The organism is Mesorhizobium sp. B4-1-3 (genome assembly GCF_006439355.1).
Taxonomy (GTDB): domain Bacteria; phylum Pseudomonadota; class Alphaproteobacteria; order Rhizobiales; family Rhizobiaceae; genus Mesorhizobium.
On the sequence record NZ_VFTG01000013.1, the window covers coordinates 87538 to 106170 of the forward strand.

General features: G+C 64.6%; 19 protein-coding genes. 8 read left to right on the plus strand and 11 right to left on the minus strand.

Annotated elements, in window-relative coordinates; all coding sequences use genetic code 11:
• Position 1 precedes the first annotated feature (1 nt).
• The 5 genes from FJW06_RS17775 (at position 2) to phnN (ending at position 4097) form a co-directional block, all read left to right on the plus strand.
• Positions 2 to 214, plus strand: a complete 213-nt coding sequence (locus FJW06_RS17775) for a DUF3329 domain-containing protein (RefSeq protein ID WP_140753527.1) — start codon at positions 2 to 4, stop codon at positions 212 to 214.
• 245 nt (positions 215 to 459) lie between these two features.
• Positions 460 to 1272, plus strand: a complete 813-nt coding sequence (iolB, locus tag FJW06_RS17780; RefSeq protein ID WP_140753528.1) for a 5-deoxy-glucuronate isomerase — start codon at positions 460 to 462, stop codon at positions 1270 to 1272.
• Positions 1273 to 1505: 233 nt separating this feature from the next.
• On the plus strand, positions 1506 to 2213 hold the full coding sequence (locus FJW06_RS17785; protein ID WP_140753529.1) for a DUF1045 domain-containing protein: 708 nt from the start codon (positions 1506 to 1508) through the stop codon (positions 2211 to 2213).
• A 121-nt stretch (positions 2214 to 2334) separates the two neighbouring features.
• Positions 2335 to 3474, plus strand: coding sequence for an alpha-D-ribose 1-methylphosphonate 5-triphosphate diphosphatase (locus FJW06_RS17790; protein ID WP_140753530.1), 1140 nt, complete (start codon positions 2335 to 2337; stop codon positions 3472 to 3474).
• The gene (gene phnN, locus FJW06_RS17795; RefSeq protein ID WP_181178389.1) at positions 3471 to 4097 is read left to right on the plus strand and encodes a phosphonate metabolism protein/1,5-bisphosphokinase (PRPP-forming) PhnN; all 627 of its coding nucleotides are present in this window, start codon (positions 3471 to 3473) and stop codon (positions 4095 to 4097) included. The genes FJW06_RS17790 and phnN overlap by 4 nt, the downstream gene beginning before the upstream one ends.
• Before the next feature lie 72 nt (positions 4098 to 4169).
• Here the strand turns inward: phnN and FJW06_RS17800 are convergent, their stop codons facing one another.
• The 7 genes from FJW06_RS17800 to FJW06_RS17830 form a co-directional block, all read right to left on the minus strand.
• A complete protein-coding gene (locus FJW06_RS17800) occupies positions 4170 to 4985 on the minus strand; it encodes an ATP-binding cassette domain-containing protein (protein WP_140753531.1) in 816 nt (271 codons plus the stop codon).
• On the minus strand, positions 4985 to 5716 hold the full coding sequence (locus tag FJW06_RS17805) for an ABC transporter permease (protein ID WP_246674666.1): 732 nt from the start codon (positions 5714 to 5716) through the stop codon (positions 4985 to 4987). The genes FJW06_RS17800 and FJW06_RS17805 overlap by 1 nt, the downstream gene beginning before the upstream one ends.
• A gap of 9 nt (positions 5717 to 5725) precedes the next feature.
• On the minus strand, positions 5726 to 6472 hold the full coding sequence (locus FJW06_RS17810) for an ABC transporter permease subunit (RefSeq protein WP_246674667.1): 747 nt from the start codon (positions 6470 to 6472) through the stop codon (positions 5726 to 5728).
• A gap of 87 nt (positions 6473 to 6559) precedes the next feature.
• Positions 6560 to 7402: a transporter substrate-binding domain-containing protein gene (locus FJW06_RS17815; protein ID WP_140753532.1), complete on the minus strand. Its 843-nt coding sequence runs from the start codon at positions 7400 to 7402 to the stop codon at positions 6560 to 6562.
• A gap of 178 nt (positions 7403 to 7580) precedes the next feature.
• Positions 7581 to 8576: an ABC transporter permease gene (locus FJW06_RS17820; RefSeq protein ID WP_140753533.1), complete on the minus strand. Its 996-nt coding sequence runs from the start codon at positions 8574 to 8576 to the stop codon at positions 7581 to 7583.
• A complete protein-coding gene (locus FJW06_RS17825) occupies positions 8573 to 10138 on the minus strand; it encodes a sugar ABC transporter ATP-binding protein (RefSeq protein ID WP_140753534.1) in 1566 nt (521 codons plus the stop codon). Before FJW06_RS17825 ends, FJW06_RS17820 begins: the two co-directional genes overlap by 4 nt.
• A gap of 121 nt (positions 10139 to 10259) precedes the next feature.
• Positions 10260 to 11222, minus strand: a complete 963-nt coding sequence (locus tag FJW06_RS17830) for a sugar-binding protein (RefSeq protein ID WP_140753535.1) — start codon at positions 11220 to 11222, stop codon at positions 10260 to 10262.
• Positions 11223 to 11846: 624 nt separating this feature from the next.
• Here FJW06_RS17830 and FJW06_RS17835 point away from each other — a divergent pair.
• Positions 11847 to 12959 (plus strand): LacI family DNA-binding transcriptional regulator, encoded by a 1113-nt coding sequence (locus tag FJW06_RS17835; protein ID WP_181178391.1) that lies wholly within the window; start codon positions 11847 to 11849, stop codon positions 12957 to 12959.
• Positions 12960 to 13066: 107 nt separating this feature from the next.
• Complete coding sequence (locus tag FJW06_RS17840) at positions 13067 to 13867, plus strand: class I SAM-dependent methyltransferase (RefSeq protein WP_140753536.1); 801 nt, start codon at positions 13067 to 13069, stop codon at positions 13865 to 13867.
• Between the two features lie 42 nt (positions 13868 to 13909).
• On the opposite strand, the gene FJW06_RS17845 is transcribed toward FJW06_RS17840, so the two are convergent.
• Entirely contained in the window at positions 13910 to 14614 is a 705-nt protein-coding gene (locus FJW06_RS17845; RefSeq protein WP_140753537.1) for a YafY family protein, read from the minus strand.
• 127 nt (positions 14615 to 14741) lie between these two features.
• Here FJW06_RS17845 and FJW06_RS17850 point away from each other — a divergent pair, with 127 nt between their 5' ends.
• Positions 14742 to 15377, plus strand: coding sequence for a LysE family translocator (locus tag FJW06_RS17850; RefSeq protein WP_140753538.1), 636 nt, complete (start codon positions 14742 to 14744; stop codon positions 15375 to 15377).
• A 21-nt stretch (positions 15378 to 15398) separates the two neighbouring features.
• Here FJW06_RS17850 and FJW06_RS17855 read toward each other — a convergent pair whose 3' ends face one another.
• The 3 genes from FJW06_RS17855 to iolG all read right to left on the minus strand — a co-directional run bounded on the left by FJW06_RS17855 (position 15399) and on the right by iolG (position 18567).
• Positions 15399 to 16490, minus strand: coding sequence for a 3-deoxy-7-phosphoheptulonate synthase (locus FJW06_RS17855; RefSeq protein WP_140753539.1), 1092 nt, complete (start codon positions 16488 to 16490; stop codon positions 15399 to 15401).
• Between the two features lie 260 nt (positions 16491 to 16750).
• Positions 16751 to 17545, minus strand: coding sequence for an SDR family oxidoreductase (locus FJW06_RS17860; protein WP_140753540.1), 795 nt, complete (start codon positions 17543 to 17545; stop codon positions 16751 to 16753).
• A 29-nt stretch (positions 17546 to 17574) separates the two neighbouring features.
• Positions 17575 to 18567, minus strand: coding sequence for an inositol 2-dehydrogenase (gene iolG / locus FJW06_RS17865; protein WP_140753541.1), 993 nt, complete (start codon positions 18565 to 18567; stop codon positions 17575 to 17577).
• Positions 18568 to 18633 lie beyond the last annotated feature (66 nt).

Here is an 18633-nt window from a genome sequence, read left to right on the forward strand (position 1 = left end):
GATGAAAGACTATGAGCACCCCTTCTTCCGGCCGCTGTGGCGTCGCATCGCGATCGTCGCCGTCTGCCTGATCTGGTCGGTGATCGAGTTCGCATCCGGCACGCCGTTCTGGGGCGTCATCGCGCTCGGCTTCGCCGGTTATGCGGTGTGGCAGTTTTTCTATCTCTACAAGCCGGTGGAGGAGAACAAGGCCGGCATCGAACCGAAGGAATGAAGCGGTCGATGGCGCAACGATCCTTAGCTTTCGAATATTGTCTGCGTAGAGGATCGCAGTGTTGGCGATTGGCCGCAACGCTTCTCACGTCGTCATCCTAGGGAGGAGCAAGGAGCGCAGCGACGCAGTGCAGACCCTAGGATGACGAAATGACAGGCCGTTCGGCCAATCTCGAAGGTCCGCGACCTCCAGGAAAGGGCGCTCAGGTCCACCCGCTTGAGCCAATGGAATTAGGAGAGACAAAAATGTCGAAACTGCTCGTCAAGGCCGACAAGGGACATGGCCATGTCGCACACGTCACGCCGCAAAGCGCCGGCTGGACCTATGTCGGTTTCGACCTGCACCGGCTGAAGGCGGGCGAGACGGTGGCCGGCAAGACGGGCGAGCGCGAGGTCTGCCTGGTCTTCATCACCGGCAAGGGCAAGGCGTCGGCCGGCGGCAAGGAGCTCGGCCTGCTCGGCGAGCGCATGTCGCCCTTCGAGGGCAAGCCGTGGTCGGTCTATGTGCCTCAAGGCACCGATTGGTCGGTGACGGCGGACACCGAACTGGAGCTCGCCGTCTGCTCGGCGCCGGGCTTGAGCGGCGGCCTGCCGGTGCGCGTCATCGGGCCTGACGATCTCGGCCAGGAGGTGCGCGGCAAGGGCACCAACACGCGCTACGTCACCAACATCCTGCCCGAGGGCAAGCCGGCAGATTCGCTGCTGGTGGTCGAGGTCATCACGCCCGGCGGCCACACTTCCAGCTATCCGCCGCACAAGCACGACCAGGACAATCTGCCCGCCGAATCCTACCTGGAAGAGACCTATTACCATCGGCTCAACCCGCCGCAGGGCTTTGCCTTCCAGCGGGTCTACACCGATGCCGACCGCAACGGCTTGCGCGAGTTGGACGACGCGATGGCGATCGAGGACGGCGATGTCGTGCTGGTGCCGAAGGGCTATCACCCCTGCGCGGCCTGCCACGGCTACGATCTCTATTACCTCAACGTCATGGCCGGACCGAAGCGGACGTGGAAGTTCCACAACGCGGCCGAGCATGAATGGCTGATGAAGGCCTGACCGGCGGATTGGTCCAGCCCGGGGAAAATCGTCGGCTAAGGACCACCGGGGGTTGTTTGCCTTCGAAAACCCATGAAAGCTTCGTCAATCCGTCATGGAAATCACCTATGGCAGCGGGTCTGATGCATGTCGCCGCAGCGCTTCGGCGTTTTGAGCCTACGACTTGCAAAGACCATGACTTGAAGCGCGTCGCATGATCCTTTGGGGCGCAGCGCGCTTGACGAGGAACGCCGATGCGCTACGCCATCTACTACACACCGGGACAGGACGAGAAGCTGGCGCGCATTGCCGCCAACTGGCTGGGCCGCGACCCGTTCGGCGCGGCGACGCGGCCGGTCGAGGCCGTCGGCGATCTGTCGGCCGCGGAAGTCGCCTTCCACACCGCCTCCGCCAGGCGTTACGGGTTCCATGCCACGCTGAAGGCGCCATTCCGGCTGGCGCCGAACGAGACGGAAGCCTCGCTGCGCACCGCGCTCGATACTTTCGCCGAGGCGACGCCGCCGGTCGTCATCCCGCGGCTGGTCGTCGGGCAGATCGACGGCTTCTTCGCGCTGGTGCCGGAAACGCAATTCGCGCCGCTCAATGATTTCGCCGGCGAGGTGGTGCGCGCCTTCGACCCGTTCCGGGCGCCGCTCACCGAGGCCGAGATCGAGCGCCGCAGCCCCGATGCGCTGAAGCCGGACGAGTTCCGCAATCTCTGCCAATGGGGCTATCCTTACGTCTTCGACACGTTCCGCTTCCACATGACGCTGTCGGGGCGCGTCGGACCGGAGGAAAGTCCACGTCTTCGCGCCGCGATCGACGGCCTGTTCGCCGACGTGCTGCGGCAGCCGGTGCCGGTCGATGCGCTGACATTGTTCGTCGAAAGCGAGCCCGGCGCCCCGTTCATGGTGCTTTCCCACCATTCGCTTGGCCGTGGCCCGGCCCGCAAGACAGCCTAGGGTGGTTCAGCCGAAACGCTGGACCGCCTATCTCTTTGTTTACGCAATTCCGGACGGAAAACCGCGAAGCACTTTTCCTGGAATTGCTCTGATTTGACCGCTTGAGACAGGACCGCCCGAGATGACCGCCGAAACCGCTCTCACCAATGCCCGCATCGTGCTGCCCGATGAAATCGTCGAGGGCTCGCTTCTGCTGCGCGACGGCCTGATCGCCGCCATCGAGCCGGGGGCCGCCCGCGCCGGCGAGGACATGGGCGGCGATTACATCATCCCGGGCCTTGTCGAGCTGCACACCGACCACCTCGAAGGCCATTACGCGCCGCGTCCGAAAGTGCGCTGGAATCCGATCGCCGCGGTGCTTGCGCATGACGCCCAGGTCGCGACCGCCGGCATCACCACCGTGCTCGACGCCTTGCGCGTCGGCATGGACGAGGACGCCGACCTGAAGTCCGACGACGTCCGCAAGCTGGCCGACGCGATCGAGGATAGCGTGCGCCAGGATCGGCTGAGAGCCGACCATTTCATCCACCTGCGCTGTGAGGTTTCGGCGCCGGACTGCCTCGAGGCTTTCGCCAATTTCGAGACTGACGACAGGGTGAAGCTCGCCTCGCTGATGGACCATGCGCCCGGACAGCGCCAGTTCGTCAACCTTGAGACCTATGCCTATTACTACCAGCGCAAGCTGAAGCTGACGGACCGCGACTTCCAGAAATTCTGCGAGAAGCGGATGGCGGAATCGGCCCGCAATTCCGGCCCGAACCGGGTCTTCATCTCGGCCGCCTGCCATGAGCGCGGTATCGTGCTGGCCAGCCATGACGACGCGACCGCCGGCCATGTCGACGAAGCGATCGAGCAGGGCGTGCGCGTCGCCGAATTCCCGACGACGGAAGAGGCCGCCAAGGCTTCCAAGGCGGCGGGCCTCGGCGTGCTGATGGGCGCGCCGAACGTGATGCGAGGCGCCTCGCATTCCGGCAACGTCTCGGCCCGCACGCTCGCCGCCGACGGCCTGCTCGACATCCTGTCGTCCGACTACATCCCCTTCAGCCTGATCCAGTCGGCCTTCTTCCTCGGCGACGTCGTCGAAGGGATTTCGCTGCCGCAGGCGGTCGCCATGGTGTCGAAGAACCCGGCCGAGGCAATCGGCCTTGCCGACCGCGGCGTGATCGAGGCCGGGCGCCGCGCCGACCTGGTGCGCGTGCGCGTCGACGACCATGTGCCGGTCGTGCGCACCGTGTGGCGTCAGGGCCGCCGGGTCGCATGATGGTCTCGGCCCTCATCGAGCGCGAGCTGACCGACAGCCTGCCGATCCGCAGTGGCGTCTTCGTCGCGGTGGTCGGCCCGAGCGGCGCCGGCAAAGATACGGTGATCGGCTACGCCAAGCAGCGCTTTGCCGGCGAGACGCGGCTGGAATTCGTGCGCCGCGTCATCACCCGCCCGAGCGACACGGCAAGCGAGGATCACGACACGCTGGCGGACGCCGCCTTTGCCGAAGCGGAAGCGGACGGCGCCTTCTCGCTGTGCTGGGACGCGCACGGCCTGCGCTACGGCCTGCCGGCCGATGTCGACTGGGCCGTGGCGAACGGACACGTTGCGGTCGCCAACGTGTCGCGCGCGGTGATCCCGGCGTTGCGCGAACGCTACGCCAACCTGGCCGTGGTCGAGATCACCGCCAAGCCGGAGATCCTCGCCGAACGGCTGGCCGCGCGCGGCCGTGAATCGCGCGGCGAGGTGCTTGCCCGCCTGGCGCGCAGCGCCAATGTCAAGCTGACGGGGCCTGACGTGACCTCGATCGACAACAGCGGCGACAGGCAAGTCGCCGGCGAACGCTTCGCCGAGGTGCTGCGCAAGGCGATGGCGTTCTCGGATCTGTCGGACATGATCTAAGATGTGCTGATATTCAGGTGAGGCCGGCCTGACCTGAATCTCAACACATCCTGGCGCCGAGCAACTCTGCCATCACTTATTGAAGTTGGCGATGAACTGCTTGAACTGCGGCGTCGGCGGCCTGGCGAACATCTCCTTCGGTTCGCCGACCGAATCCACCTCGCCCTTGTGCAGGAACATCACCTTGCTCGAGACGTCGCGTGCGAAGCCCATTTCATGCGTGACGACCAGCATGGTGCGCCCTTCCTCGGCCAGCGAGCGCATGACCCGCAGCACCTCGCCGACCAGTTCCGGATCGAGCGCCGATGTCGGCTCATCGAACAGCATCACCTTGGGGTTCATCGCCAGCGCGCGGGCGATCGCGGCGCGCTGCTGCTGGCCGCCCGACATATGCGGCGGATAATAGTTGCGGCGCTCCCATATGCCGACGCGCTTCAGCAGCACCTCGGCCTGCTCCAGGCACTCGGCGCGCGGCCGCTTCAAAACATGCGTCGGCGCGGCGACGAGGTTTTCCAGCACCGTCATATGCGACCAGAGATTGAAGCTCTGGAACACCATGGCGAGGTTGGCGCGGATGCGCTCCACCTGGCGGATGTCGGCCGGCATTTGATGGCCGTCTCGGCCCCGCTTCATCTTGATGAGTTCGCCGTCGACCCGCACCTCGCCGGAATCCGGGGTCTCCAGGAGGTTGATGCAGCGCAGCATCGTGCTCTTGCCGGAGCCCGAGGAGCCGAGGATCGAAATCACATCGCCCTTGTGCGCCTCGAGCGAAATGCCCTTGAGCACCTCGTGATCGCCAAAGCACTTGCGCAGGTCCTTGACACTGATGGCGGGGGTCTCGCCAGAGGACGGCGCCGCTTGCGCTGCAGCAGCGACATTTGCCGACATCACAACACCTCCGGGACGGGTTCGGCTAGCCGGCTCTGCTCGGGCGGGGGGCGCAGATGCGGCGAAAGCCGGTGTTCGACCCAGGCGAACAGCCGGGCGATCGACAGGTTGAGCAGCAGGTAGATCACGCCGGCGCAGGTCAGCACCTCGATCGGCCGGAACGTGTCGTGCTGGATCTTCTGCGCCGTTCCCATCATCTCCATGATGGTCACCACGGAAGCGAGCGCGGTCGCCTTGGTCATCAGGATGATTTCGGTCGAGTAGGCCGGCAAAGCGAGCCGCAGCGCGATCGGCAGCGTGACGAGGCGGAAACGGGTGAAGGCCGACATGCCGAACGCCTTGGCCGCCTCGATCTGGCCGACAGGCACCGCCCGCAGCGCGCCGCGGAAGATCTCGCTCTCATAGGCGGCCGTGTTCAAGGCCATGGCGACGATCGTGCAATACATCGGATCGCGCAGGATCGGCCACAGGATCGGGCTGTGGCGGACGAAATCGAACTGGGAGAGTCCGAAATAGATCAGATAGAGCTGCACCAGCAGCGGCGACCCGCGGAAGACGAAGACGTAGGCGCGGGTGAAATACTCACCCAATTTGTAGCCGGAAGCCCGCAACCAGGTCAGGCCGGTGGCGATGATGAGGCCGAAGGCGATGCCGAAGAACCAGATCTCGAGCGTCAGCGGCAGCGCCTTGAGCACGCTCCACATGGTCGAAAGATAGAAGTCGAAATCCACCGCCGGCCCTCACTTCGGCCGCAAGAGGCTGCGTGAGGTGTAACGCTCGGCCTTGTCAAAGATCGGCGTCGAGATCGACGTCATCACCAGGTAAAGGATGCCCGCGAGCGTGTAGAAAAGCAGCGAATGATGCGTCGAACGGGCGGCCTTGTTGGCGGTGAGCATCAGCTCGGCGACGCCGGTGACCGAGATCAGCGCCGAATCCTTGATGGTCAATTGCCAGACATTGCCCAGCCCCGGCACCGCGAGGCGCAGGACCTGAGGCATGATCACGAGGCGAAACCGCAGCCAGGCCGACATGCCGTAGGCGCGCGCCGCTTCCAATTCGCCGCGATGGATCGCCAGGAACGACCCGCGAAAGACCTCGGCCTGGTAGGCGCCGGAAATGATGCCAACCGCAAGCACGCCGCCCAGGAAGCTCGGCATGCTCAAGATGTCCGTCGAGCCGATCGATCCGGTCGACCTCGCCACGCCGGTCAGGACCTGCGTGCCGCCATAGTAGAACAGGTAGATGATCAGCAGTTCCGGTTCGCCGCGGAAAACGGTGGTGTAGCTCTCGCCGATGAACCTCAATCCGCCGCGGTGCGAAAGCTTGGCCGCCGCCACCAGCGAGCCCAGCACGGCACCAATCAGCATAGACACGACGGTGACGGCCAGTGTCCAGGCGATACCCCAGAGCAGTTGCACGCCCCAGCCGGCGGCCAACAGCTCATAGGCCGTCGACACTTGGTCCTTCAGATCGTTGAGAAACTCCACATACGGCTCCTGCGGGCGCCGAGATACGCATCGACGTATATTGCTCAATGCAAAACGGGAACAGCCTTGGCTGTTCCCGTTGCGACATTACTTGGTAATGTCGATCTTGAACCATTGCAGGCTGTATTTCGAGACGGAGCCGTCATCGATGGCGGCCTTGAGCGCCTTGTTGTAGATGTCCTGCAGGTCCTTGTCGGTCTTGCGGAAGGCCGCGCCGATGCCCGGTCCGAGGATCGGGCCGCCCTTGAACTGCGGGCCGACGAATTCCAGGTCCTTGGCATCCGGCTTGGCCAGCGTGCCGAGGAAGTAGGTGGTGTCGGCGAAAGCGACGTCGATGCGGCCCGCCATCAGGTCGAGGTCGTGCTCGTCGGTGGTCTTGTATTCATGAACGTTGGCGACATCCTTGAGATATTTGTCGGCGAAGGTAGCCTCGGTGGTCGAGACCTGCAGGCCGACATTCTTGCCGGTGAGCTCCTTGCGTAGCGTGTCGAGCGCAGCCTTCGATTCGGCGTCGTCCTTCGACAGGTCGATCATCTTGCCACTGTTGGACATATGTGCCAGCGGACCGTTCTTGTCGGCAAGGAAAGCCACCGGCGAGGAGGCGTAGGGGATCGAGAAGTCGATCGTCTTCAAGCGTTCCTCGGTGATCGACATGCCGTCCATGACGATGTCGAACTTGCCTGCCGTGAGGCCGGGAATGACGCCGTCCCAATCCTGCGCGACGATATTGCATTGAAGCTTGGCGCGGGCGCAGACGTCATTGAGGATGTCCACCTCGAAGCCGACGATCTTGCCGCTGGCGTCGGTCTGGTTCCAGGGGGCGTAGGAGCCCTCCATGGCGACAGTGACGGTTTTCCAGTCCTTGGCCATTGCCGGGGTCGAGCAGGTCAACGCCAGCGCGGCGAGCGCGATCCAACGTGATGATGTCACGGTCATTTCTCCCATATTGTTCTTGGAACCCTCGGATACCGATTGCTTAGCCCAGCCCCGATTCTGCGACAAGGGCTGTTTTCCGGTCCGCGCGCCTGACCCAAAGTCAACCTGGAGCACACCTGCAGTCGATTCCGCAGGGAATCGGTCCCCAGGCTGCCGTTGCCGGAAGAGCGAGCTATTCCGCCGGCGCGCCCGCCACGTTCTGGCGCGCGGCTTCGAACATGCGGCGCCGGGCGCGGAAGACGCCCCATTGCTGGTCGACCAGCACGCCGATCAGGATCACGCCGCCCATCACCGCGAAATTGAGCGATGAGGGGATGCCTAGCAGGTTGACGAGGTTCTGAAGCTCTTGCAGCAGCACCGTGCCGAGGATCACGCCGACCAGCGAGCCCTCGCCGCCGCGCAGCGAGAAGCCGCCGAGCACGGCGGCCGCGATGGCGTAGAGCTCGTAGAACTGGCCGTGGCTCGCCGGCGAGATCGAGCGCGTATACATGGCGAAATAGATCGCCGACAGCGCCGTCAGCACGCCGCAGATGACATAGGCGGCGATGATCACCCGGCCGGTGCGGATGCCGGAATATTTCGCCGCCTCCTCATTCTTGCCGATGGCGTAGAGATAGCGGCCGAACACCGAGCGATGCAGCACCACCCACATGACGATGGCGATGACGATCAGCGCGATGAAGGAATTCGGCAAGCCGTAGGAGCGGCCCGCGGTCAGGAATTCGAGCGTCGGGAAATTCTGCCCGAAGGCGAAGCCCGCCGTGCCGTCGGCGGTATAGAATCGCGCCACGCCGCGATAGATCAGGAGGCCGCACAGCGTCACCACGAAGGGCTGCAATTTGAGCCGCGTGATCAGCCAGCCATGCACGAAGCCGATCGCGGCGCCGAGCGCGATGATCACCACGAAGGCCAGCGGCCAGTCCAATTCGCGCACCGCGATGAAGTCGATGAACAGCGTGCCGAGCAGCGCGATCAGCGAACCGACCGACAATTCGATGCCGCCGGTGATGATGACGAAGGCTTGGCCGATCGACAGGATGCCGAACAGCGCGACCAGGTTGGAGGTGTTGGCGAGGTTGATCGCCGACAGGAAGCGCGGATTGATGGCCGTCACCACCGCGCCGACCACCAGGATCAGGATCAGCAGGCCGAGATCTTTCTTGCTCATTCAACTCCTCCCGCCGCCTGCAGCGATCTCGGCTTCTTGCCGACCGCCAGCAAGAGCACGTTCTCCTGGCTGAAATCGTCCTTGTCGAGGATGCCGGAGATCTGCCCCTCATGCATGACCGCGATGCGGTCCGACACGCCGATCACCTCTTCCATGTCGCTGGAGATCATCAGCACGGCAACGCCGGCGTCGGCCAGCGCCCGCATCAGTCCGTAGATCTCGGCCTTGGCGCCGATGTCGATGCCGCGCGTCGGCTCGTCCAGGATCATGACCTTGGGGTTCATGGCCAGCCATTTGGCCAGGACCACCTTCTGCTGGTTGCCACCGGAGAGCGTTCCGGTGCGGGTCAAGACCGACGGCGCCTTGATGCCGAGGTTCTTCTTCTGCTTTTCGGCGGTCGTGAGCTCGGCGCCGGTCGAGACCAGCGAGCGCCTGGCATGCGCCGGCAGGTTGGGCAGCGTAATGTTCTGCGCGATCGAGAGATCGAGCAGTATGCCGGTGAGCTTGCGGTCCTCCGGCACCAGGAAGATGCCGTTCGCCACCGCGTCGGCGGCCGAGCCTACATGGAGCGGTTTGCTGTCGAGCGTGACGCTGCCGGCCAACCGCTCGTCGATGCCGAACAGCACACGGGCGAGCTCCGTGCGGCCGGAGCCGACCAGGCCCGCAAGGCCGAGGATCTCCGCGCGCCTCAATTCGAGGCTGACCGGCCTGTCCGGATAGGTGCTGGTGCGGATCGCTTCCGCCGACAGCGCAACGCTCCCCGGCGCGCGCGTGGCTTCGCCCGCCTTCTCGCGCTCCTTCAACATGCGGCCGATCATCAGCCTGACCATCTCGTCGTGGTTGATCCGGTCCTTCGCCAGTGTGCCGGCCAGCGTGCCGTCGCGCAGCACCACGACACGGTCGGCGACGCGCTCGATCTCATGCAGCCGGTGCGAGATGAAGATGACGCTGATGCCTTCGGCCTTCAGCCCCTTGATGACGTCGAGCAGCTTTTCGGTCTCGGCGATCGGCAGGCTGGAGGTCGGCTCATCGAGGATGACAAGGCGGGCCTTGATCGACAGCGCCTTGGCGATCTCGACCATCTGTTGCTGGGCAAGCGACAGCGACGCGACCGGCGCATCGGCCGAGAAATTGGCGCCAACGCGCTTTAGCAGCGGCGCGACCATCTCGCGCAGCCTGGCGCGGTCGACCAGCCTCAGAGGGCCGGCGCGCAGCGGCTCGCGGCCGAAGAAGATGTTGGCGGCGACGTCGAGATTTTCGAAGAGGTTCAATTCCTGGTGCACGAAGGCGATACCGGAGCCGATGCTCTGCTCGACGGTCAGCCCGTCATGCGCCGCGCCATCGACGGTGATGGTGCCGCTATCCGGCCGCGTCACGCCGCCGAGGATCTTCATCAGCGTCGATTTGCCAGCACCGTTTTCGCCGACAAGGCCGATGACCTCGCCGGACTTCACCTCCATGGAGAACCGGTCCAGGGCGATAACGCCCGGATAGGTCTTGCGCACGGCCTCCAGGCTCAGGAACGGAGCGGTGTCTGAGTGAGTGGTGTCGGTAGAGGTCATCGCGCCTAAATTTACCGCACAGGGCAACAGCCGGTGGCCACAGACTGACGGGCCTTGGCGGGTCCGTCAATACGAACGCCGGCTCAAGGCAAGCCCTTGAGCCGGCGCAACCGTGCCGGGCTTACTTGCCCGCCATCGCCTTGAGGTTGGCGGCGTAGGCGTCGACGTCATCCTTGCCGATGATCTTGGTCGGGATGATGATCAGGTTGTTGGCCGGGATGCCAGACTTGTCGCCCTTGAGATAGGCCGCCATCAGCTTCATGCCCTGATAGGCCCATTCGAACGGCTGCTGCACCACGGTGGCTGCGATGGTGCCTTCCTTGACGCCGCCCAGCGTGATCGGATCGTCGTCGAAGCCGACGACGGTGATCTGGCCGAGCTTGCCGGCGTCGCGCAGCGCTTCATAGATGCGCGGCGTGTTGTAGGAGTAGAAGCCGACCATGCAGTTGATGTCGGGGCTGGCGACCAGTGCGTCCTCGACATTCTTCTTGGCGCGCGCCTGGTCGATATCGTCGCCGCGCACGTCGACCAGCTCGATCTTGCTGCCGGCGAGCCCGTCCTTCATGCCCTGGATGCGCTCCTTGGCGTTATCGGCGCCAAGCAGGCCGACGAAGCCCAGGCACTTGCCGCCGTTGGGCATCGCCTTCTTGGCGATCTCGGCCGCCTGCTTGCCGGCATCCACGTTGGACGAGCCGATATAGGCGACGCGCTTGGTTTGCGGCGCATCGGAGTCGGTGGTGAACAGCGCGGTTTCCGAGGCGATCTTGTTCAGCCCGTCGGTCGAGGTCTTGGGATCGACGGCCGAGACCATGATGCCCTTGACGCCCGCCGTCACCAGATCGTCCATCAACCGCTGCTGGATAGCGACCGAGGACTGTTCCGGATATTTGAGCTCGAGATTGTAGTCGGGCAATTCGCCCTGCGCCTTCTTCACACCGGCTTCCGCCGCCTTCCAGAAGTCTGACGCACCGTTGACGACGAAGGCCAGCGTCGGCTTGTCGTCGGCGCGGGTAACCGCCGTGGCTGCGAGCCCGATGAGCAGGGCCGCCGTGGCGACAGATGCATTGCGGATCATGGATTTCATAGTTCAACCTCCCTTGTAGAACTTGCCTTGTAGAACTCGTTGCCGATGTCTCGGCTGCGGCCCGGACAACCCTCCTCCTCAAGGGTACGGCGAAGCTCCGCCGACTTAAGAACAGTGCCGATCCGGCCGCGATGGGGACACTAGACACTCACGTGGCGTTCGTAAATAGTCCGATTTGTCTGACATTTTCGTGAGAATGGACGCGAGCCCAGACCGGCGAGGCCGCCGGGTTTCGAGCGAGCTTCCCTCGCACTCGCCGTCACCGCACGGAAGCCCGTGCGGTGACGGCGAGTTAACGGTAGAACGCTAACGGCTATTAGTAAAGAGTATTAGTTATGGGACCAAGGCGCGCGCTCTCGAAGTGGAGGAGACGCTGGTCAGAAGACGCGCCGGGAGTGAGAAAGCGAGCGCGGCGGCGGTTTGTGGCCCCATGGAGAACACGGGAATTATCAGCATTGCTGACCTTCCCTGACCGGTTTCGTCGCGAAGCAGCGCAGCCGGCGATTTGCATGTCGCGCTTGCTAATATATATTAGTCAGCCGCAATCTCGATAAACGCACCGGCCTCGGCCATCTTGCCGTCGCCGTCGGCTTTGCTTAGAGCCGGCTGGGTTGGGAAACGACTATGAGCGAACCGACAGAACTCAGCGATCCTCCCGGAGCTTCCAGGCGCCGCAAGCCGGCCGTCAAGCCGAAGGGGCGCGTTACCATGACCGACATCGCGCGCGCCGCCGGCTGCTCGCAGGCGACGGTGTCGTTCGTGCTCAACAATTCGCCGGGCATCAGGCTGTCGCAGCAGACGCGCGACCGGGTGATCGAGGCGGCCCGGGCGCTGGGCTATTCGCCGCCGGTGTTCTCGGCGCTCCGGCCGCCGGTGACGCCGTTCGAAGGGTTGGACGGCGTCATCGGCTTCGCCGTCGACCAGCTCGCCACCAGCCCTGAGGCGGTGGTCGCGATCGAGGGCGCGCGGCAGGCCTCGTGGAACGCCGGCAACGTGCTTCTGGTGGCGCAGACCATGGGCGATGCGATGATGGAGGCGCGCGCGATTTCGGCCCTGACGAGGCGGGGCATCTCGGCGCTGATCTACATGACCATCTTTACCCGCGAGATCACGGCGCCGGATTTCCTCTACAGCCTGGACATCCCGGTCATCCTGCTCAACTGCTACACCGCCGACTATGCCTTCCCGGCCGTGGTTCCCTCCGAGATCGCCGGCGGCCAGAGCGCGACAAGGCATCTGATCGCGCATGGCCATCGCCGCATCGCCACCATCACCGGCGAGCCGTGGATGCAGGCCGCGCAGGATCGGCTCAAAGGCTACCGCCGTGCTCTGGCCACCGCGGACATTCCCTTCGATCCGGAGCTGGTGGTCGAGGGCGACTGGTCGGCCAGCGCGGGCTATGCCGCGACGGTGAGGCTGCTCGGGCTCAAGGAGCGGCCCACCGCCATCTTCTGCCAGAACGACCGCACCGCGATCGGCTGCTACGAGGCGCTGAAGGAAGCCGGCCTGCATATCCCGCAGGACATCTCCGTAGTCGGCTATGACGACGAGGAGATCGCCCGCCATCTCTTCCCACCGCTGACCACTTCGATCCTGCCGCATCTGGCGATGGGTCAATGGGCGATCGAGCAGCTCGAGACGCCGCCGACGCCCGGCCGCGGCCGCTATTCCATCACCAAGCTGGAGTGCCCGCTGGTAGAGCGGGAGTCGGTCGCCACCGTGAAATCGCCTACATAAAGCACCGCCCCAGTCAGGTTACCTTCGCTGCCGATGTTGCAAATCGCACAGCGCCTATGCAGCGGATGCGCAGCCGTTTAGCTTACGCTCATGAGTGGGAGGCTTCGATGACGTCCACCTTCACCGTCCATGCAGCATCCGGCTACGAGCAACTGATGGGACGCTGGAGCCGCAGGCTCGCGCCGAAATTCATCGACTTTGCCGGCCTGCGCGGCGGCGAGAAGATCCTCGACGTCGGCTGCGGCACCGGCAGCCTGACCTTCGAGCTGGCGAAATCCGGTGACCTCGCCGAGATCCATGCCATCGACTTCTCGCCGGTTTTCGTTATGGCGGCGAAGGAGAGGAACACCGATCCGCGTGTCACCATCAGCCAGGCGGACGCCACCGCGCTGCCGTTCCCGGACAATGCGTTCGACCGGGCATTGGCGCTGCTGGTGCTGCACTTCGTGCCGGAGGCGGCCAAGGCGGTGGCCGAGATGCGCCGCGTGGTGCGGCCGGGCGGCGTGGTCGCGGCGGTGGTCTGGGATCATTACGGCGGCATGGCCGGCATGCGCATGATGATCGACACCATCGCGGCGCTCAGTGAAAGCGGGCGCCAGATGCGCAGCCGCTATTGCTTCCAGCCGATGATGCAGCCGGGCGAGATGAAACGGACCTTTGTCGAGCAGGGTCTCGTCGACGTCACCGAAGCCGAGCTGATGATCCGGATGGACTACTCGGATTTCGACGACCTCTGGGCACCGATCGGCGCCGGAGAAGGCCCGCTCGGCAGATACATGACCACGCTGGACGCGGCCGAGCAGAAGCGCGTCGAGGCCGCCGTGCGCGATGCCTATCAGGCCGGCAGGCCCGACGGCGCGCGATCCTTCGCCAATGTCGCCTGGGCCTGCCGCGGCACCGTGCCTTGACGTTCACGTCGAGCGTGCAGGATCGCTGAGCCTGGCATCGCGTCAATTGCCGGCGGCGACCGCGGCGTTGATCTCCCAGCCGTCGACCCAGACCTGCCGCAGCCGGTCGCCCTCGCCTTTGAACCACAGGCCCGCCGGCCGGCAGTCCTCGATGCGTTCGCTGCGGAAATTGCGGATGGCCCGGCGCAACTCGCACCAGGCGACGATGTTGGCGGTCTCGGCATAATAGATCAGCGCGACCGGGCGGATGATGCGGTTCGTCGCCCGCCCCGCTTCGTCGCGATAGGAGAGGCTTAGCTTCTCCTCGTCGCGGATGGCGCGGCGGACCAGCGCGAGGTCGACGGCGGAAGCGGTAGGGGCGGCAAAACCCCAGGCGTGCAGCGCATTGGCATCCAGGGTCTGCCGCAAGGGCGGCGGCACCGCGCCGGCGATCTTGGCTCCGACGCGTTTTGCCGCCTGCTTGAGCTCGTCGTCGCCGGTGCGTTCGAGCAGCGCCAAGGACAGCACGATCGCTTCCATTTCCTCGATGGAAAACATCAGCGGAGGCAAGTCGAAGCCGGGCCGCAGGATATAGCCGATGCCGCGCTCGCCCTCGATCGGCACGCGCATCGCCTGAAGCGCCGCAATGTCGCGATAGACCGAGCGCACGGTCACCTCCAGCCGCTCTGCGATCGTCGCCGCCGTCACCGGTTTCCTGGCCAGACGCAGGATCTGGATGATCTCGAACAGGCGCGAGGCCTTGCGCATTTTTCCACCTGAACGAAACGCAACTGACACATCCCCGTCAGTTGGCGTGACCTATATGAGCGGCCTACGCGCTTCAAAAATCAAGAGATTCCTTTTCGTCCTGCGAGCGAGGCGACAGGCAACTGACATGAGCTATGCCGAAAACCTCTGGCTGTTCTTCGTGCTTCTGTTCGGCATCATCGCCGTTCCGGGCATGGACATGCTGTTCGTGCTGGCCAATGCGCTGACCGGCGGCAGCCATCGGGGTCTGGCGGCGACCGCCGGCATCATGCTGGGCGGCGCGGTGCACACGCTGAACGGAGCGATCGACGTCGGGTTGCTCATGCATTTCGTGCCGGTGCTGTTCACGCCGCTGCTGGTCGCCGGCGCCGCCTATATGGCCTATATCGGCATTTCGCTGATGCGCAGCTCGATCACCGTCGGCGATGACGGGCCCGCGGGCAGCCGCTCGGCCTGGAAGGCGTTCCGCCGAGGCCTTGTCACCTGCCTGATCAATCCCAAGGCCTATCTCTTCATCCTTGCCGTCTATCCGCAATTCCTGAAGCCGGCTTACGGCCCGATCTGGATGCAGGCGACCATCATGGGATTGCTGACGGTCGCCACGCAGGCGGCGATCTATGGCGGGCTCGCCGTCACCGCCGGCCGCAGCCGGGGGCTGCTGGTCGACAATCCGAGAGCGACCATCCTGGCCGGGCGCGGCGCCGGGCTGCTTTTGTTTGCCGTTTCGATATTCACGGCCTGGGAAGGCTTGAGGGCGGCGTGACCGCCGCCCTCTCCATCCGGCTTATGCCGCGCCCTGACGGGTCGCAAGCATTTCGCGCTTGACCGACCGGCGCCATTCGGCGGCGCCGGCAAGGCCGTGCAGCACGGTCTCGGTGGTCGCCCAGTCGATGCAGCCGTCAGTGATGCTCTGGCCGTAGACGAGCGGCTTGCCGGGCACAACGTCCTGGCGGCCGGCGACGAGGTTGCTCTCGATCATGACGCCGATGATGCGCTCGTCGCCCGCCGCGACCTGGCCCGCCACATCATGCGCGACCTTGGGCTGGTTCTCCGGCTTCTTGGCGCTGTTGGCATGGCTGACATCGATCATCAGCCGCGGCGTCACACCGATGCGGCCGAGCTCGGCGGCGGCGGCGTCGACGCTCGCGGCATCGTAATTCGGCTGAATGCCGCCGCGCAGAATGACATGGCAGTCCTCATTGCCGGTGGTCGCGGCGATCGCGCTGCGGCCGCCCTTGGTGACCGCCATGAAATGGTGCGGCTGAGCAGCCGACTTCACCGCTTCGCCGGCGATCCTGAGATTGCCGTCGGTGCCGTTTTTGAAGCCGACCGGGCAGGACAGACCCGAGGCCAGTTCGCGATGGATCTGGCTCTCGGTGGTGCGCGCGCCGATGGCGCCCCAGGCGACGAGGTCGGCGATGTATTGCGGCGTTGTCATGTCGAGGAATTCGGTCGCCGCCGGCAGGCCGAGATTGTTGACGGCCGACAAAACGTTGCGCGCCATGCGCAAGCCCTTGTCGATGTTGAAGCTGCCGTCGAGGTCGGGATCGTTGATCAAACCCTTCCAGCCGACCGTGGTGCGCGGCTTCTCAAAATAGACGCGCATGACGATCTCGAGCCGGTCTGCCAGGGCCTCGCGCAGCGCCGCCAGACGGCTGGCGTAGTCCACGGCGGCGACCGGATCGTGGATGGAACAAGGGCCGACGATGACCACCAGTCGATCGTCGGCCCCGGTCAGGATGGAATGGATGGCGTTGCGCGAGGCGGCAACGGTGCGCGTCGCCGTGAGCGAGCGCGGTATCTCGCGCATCACCTCGTCCGGCGTGCTCAGGACTTTGAGTTCCTTGACCCGAAGGTCGTCTGTGGTGGTCAACACGGCTTTCTGCTCCTGGTTAGGAGACCTGCCGGCTGAAACAAAAAAGCCGCCAGGTCTGGCGGCTTGTCGGATTTTTGATCTGGAATTTTCAGATCGAGCGCAATCCTCCCGCCGCCAGCGAGCTACCGTAGCTAAAGTACCAAAACGAGGCGGTCAGGTGGATCATCCGGCCCATATAGTCGATGCCGAAGCGCTTGTCACGTGTCTCGTTTGACGCAATTCCGAACGGAAAACCGCTTCACACTTTTCCTGGAATCGCTCTACTCCCCGACCACGCCGGCAATGTTCTGGTCGTAATCGACCAGCGAGCCGGTCATGACGCCGGCCTGGGGGCTCAGCATATAGGTGATCAGCCGCGCGAGCTGGGCCGGCTTGACCAACTGGCCCATCGGCTGTGCGGCCTCGGCCTTTGCCAGCCAGTCGTCGGGCGCGTCGTGCCATTTCTTCTGCACGATCGCCTCGCCCTCGGTGTCCATCCAGCCGGGCAGCACGGCGTTGCAGCGGATGCGGTTCTTCCGATAGGCGCTCGCGACATTCTTGGTCAGCGTCATCAGCGCGCCCTTGCTGGTCGAATAGGGCGTCAGGAACGACTGGCCGGCATGCGCCGACATCGAGAGCACGTTGACGATCGAGCCCGGAGCCCTGCGCTCCAGGAGATGCGCGACAAGGCCCTGCATCAGGAAGAAGGGGCCGCGCACATTGGTGTCGAAGATCTGGTCGAACAGTTCCTCCGTGGTCTCCACCAGCGAGCCGCGCGCGGACGTGGCGGCGGCGTTGACCAGCGCATTCAGCGTTCCGAAATGCTTGATCGCCGTCTCGACGGCGCGCTTGCAGTCGGCGACCTTGGCGACATCGGCGCTGATGAAGATGGCGTCGACGCCGTGCTTCTTCAGCGCCGCGACCGCTCTGTCGCCTTTCTCCTGCGAGCGGCCGACCAGCGCCAGCGCGCGGCAGCCCTCGTCGGCCAGGGCTTCCGCAACCGCGAAGCCGATGCCCTGTGCGCCGCCGGTGACAATGGCGCGCGTTTCTGAATTGCGACCGGCCAAACCGTTCATCGCTCTGCTCCTCGATCCGTATTCAAATTTCAATCGACGCGGACGGTCTTCCCCGTTTTCGCCGACTCCAAAGCCGCGTCGGCCAGCTTCAGCGCAACGAGACCATCCTTGCCGCTCGGCGCCGCCTTCTTGCCCGCGGTGGCAGCGGTGATGAAAGAGGCGATCTCGTTGGCATAGGCGTCGATGTAGCGGGTCATGAAGAAGTCGTGCAGCGGCGGGCGGGTGTAGCCCTTGTCGTTGGCGAGCTCGATCGACACCGGGCGCTGGTTCTCGGCCGCGACCATGCCTTTGGAGCCATGCACCTCGATGCGCTGGTCGTAGCCATACGTGGCGCGGCGCGAGTTGGAGATGACGGCCTGCTTGCCGGAGGCGGTTTCGAGGATGACGCTGACCGAGTCGAAATCGCCGGCTTCGCCGATCTTCTTGTCGACCAGCACTGAAGCGTGGGCGCTGACCGCAACCGGTTCTTCACCGAGCAGGAAGCGGGCCATGTCGAAATCGTGGATAGTCATGTCGCGAAAAATGCCGCCGGAGCGGGCGATGTAGTCGAGCGGCGGGGCGCCTGGATCGCGCGACGTGATGGTGACCATCTCGACTGTGCCGATGGCGCCCTCGTCGATCGCCTTGCGCACGGCGGCGAAATGCGGATCGAAGCGGCGGTTGAAGCCGACCATCAGCGTGGCGCCGGTCTTTTCGACCACCGCCAGGCATTTTTCGACGCGTTCGACCGAGAGGTCGATCGGCTTTTCGCAGAAAATCGCCTTGCCGGCCTTGGCGAAGCGCTCGATCAGGTCGGCATGGGTGTCGGTCGGGGTGCAGATGATGACGGCATCGATGTCCTTGGCCTTCTCGATGGCATCGATGGTGCGGACTTCCGCGCCATAGGCGGAGGCCAGCTCCGTCGCCGCTTTCTCGAAGGCGTCGGCCACGGCCACCAGCTTGGCCTGCGGGTTGGAGGCAACGGCGCGGGCATGCACCTTGCCGATACGGCCGGCGCCGAGGAGAGCGAAGCGGAGTGTCATGGAATGTCCTTCGAGGTGGGGTTTTATAGGCATATCCGCGCCTGTCGGCGCGGAAGATTGGTTGGA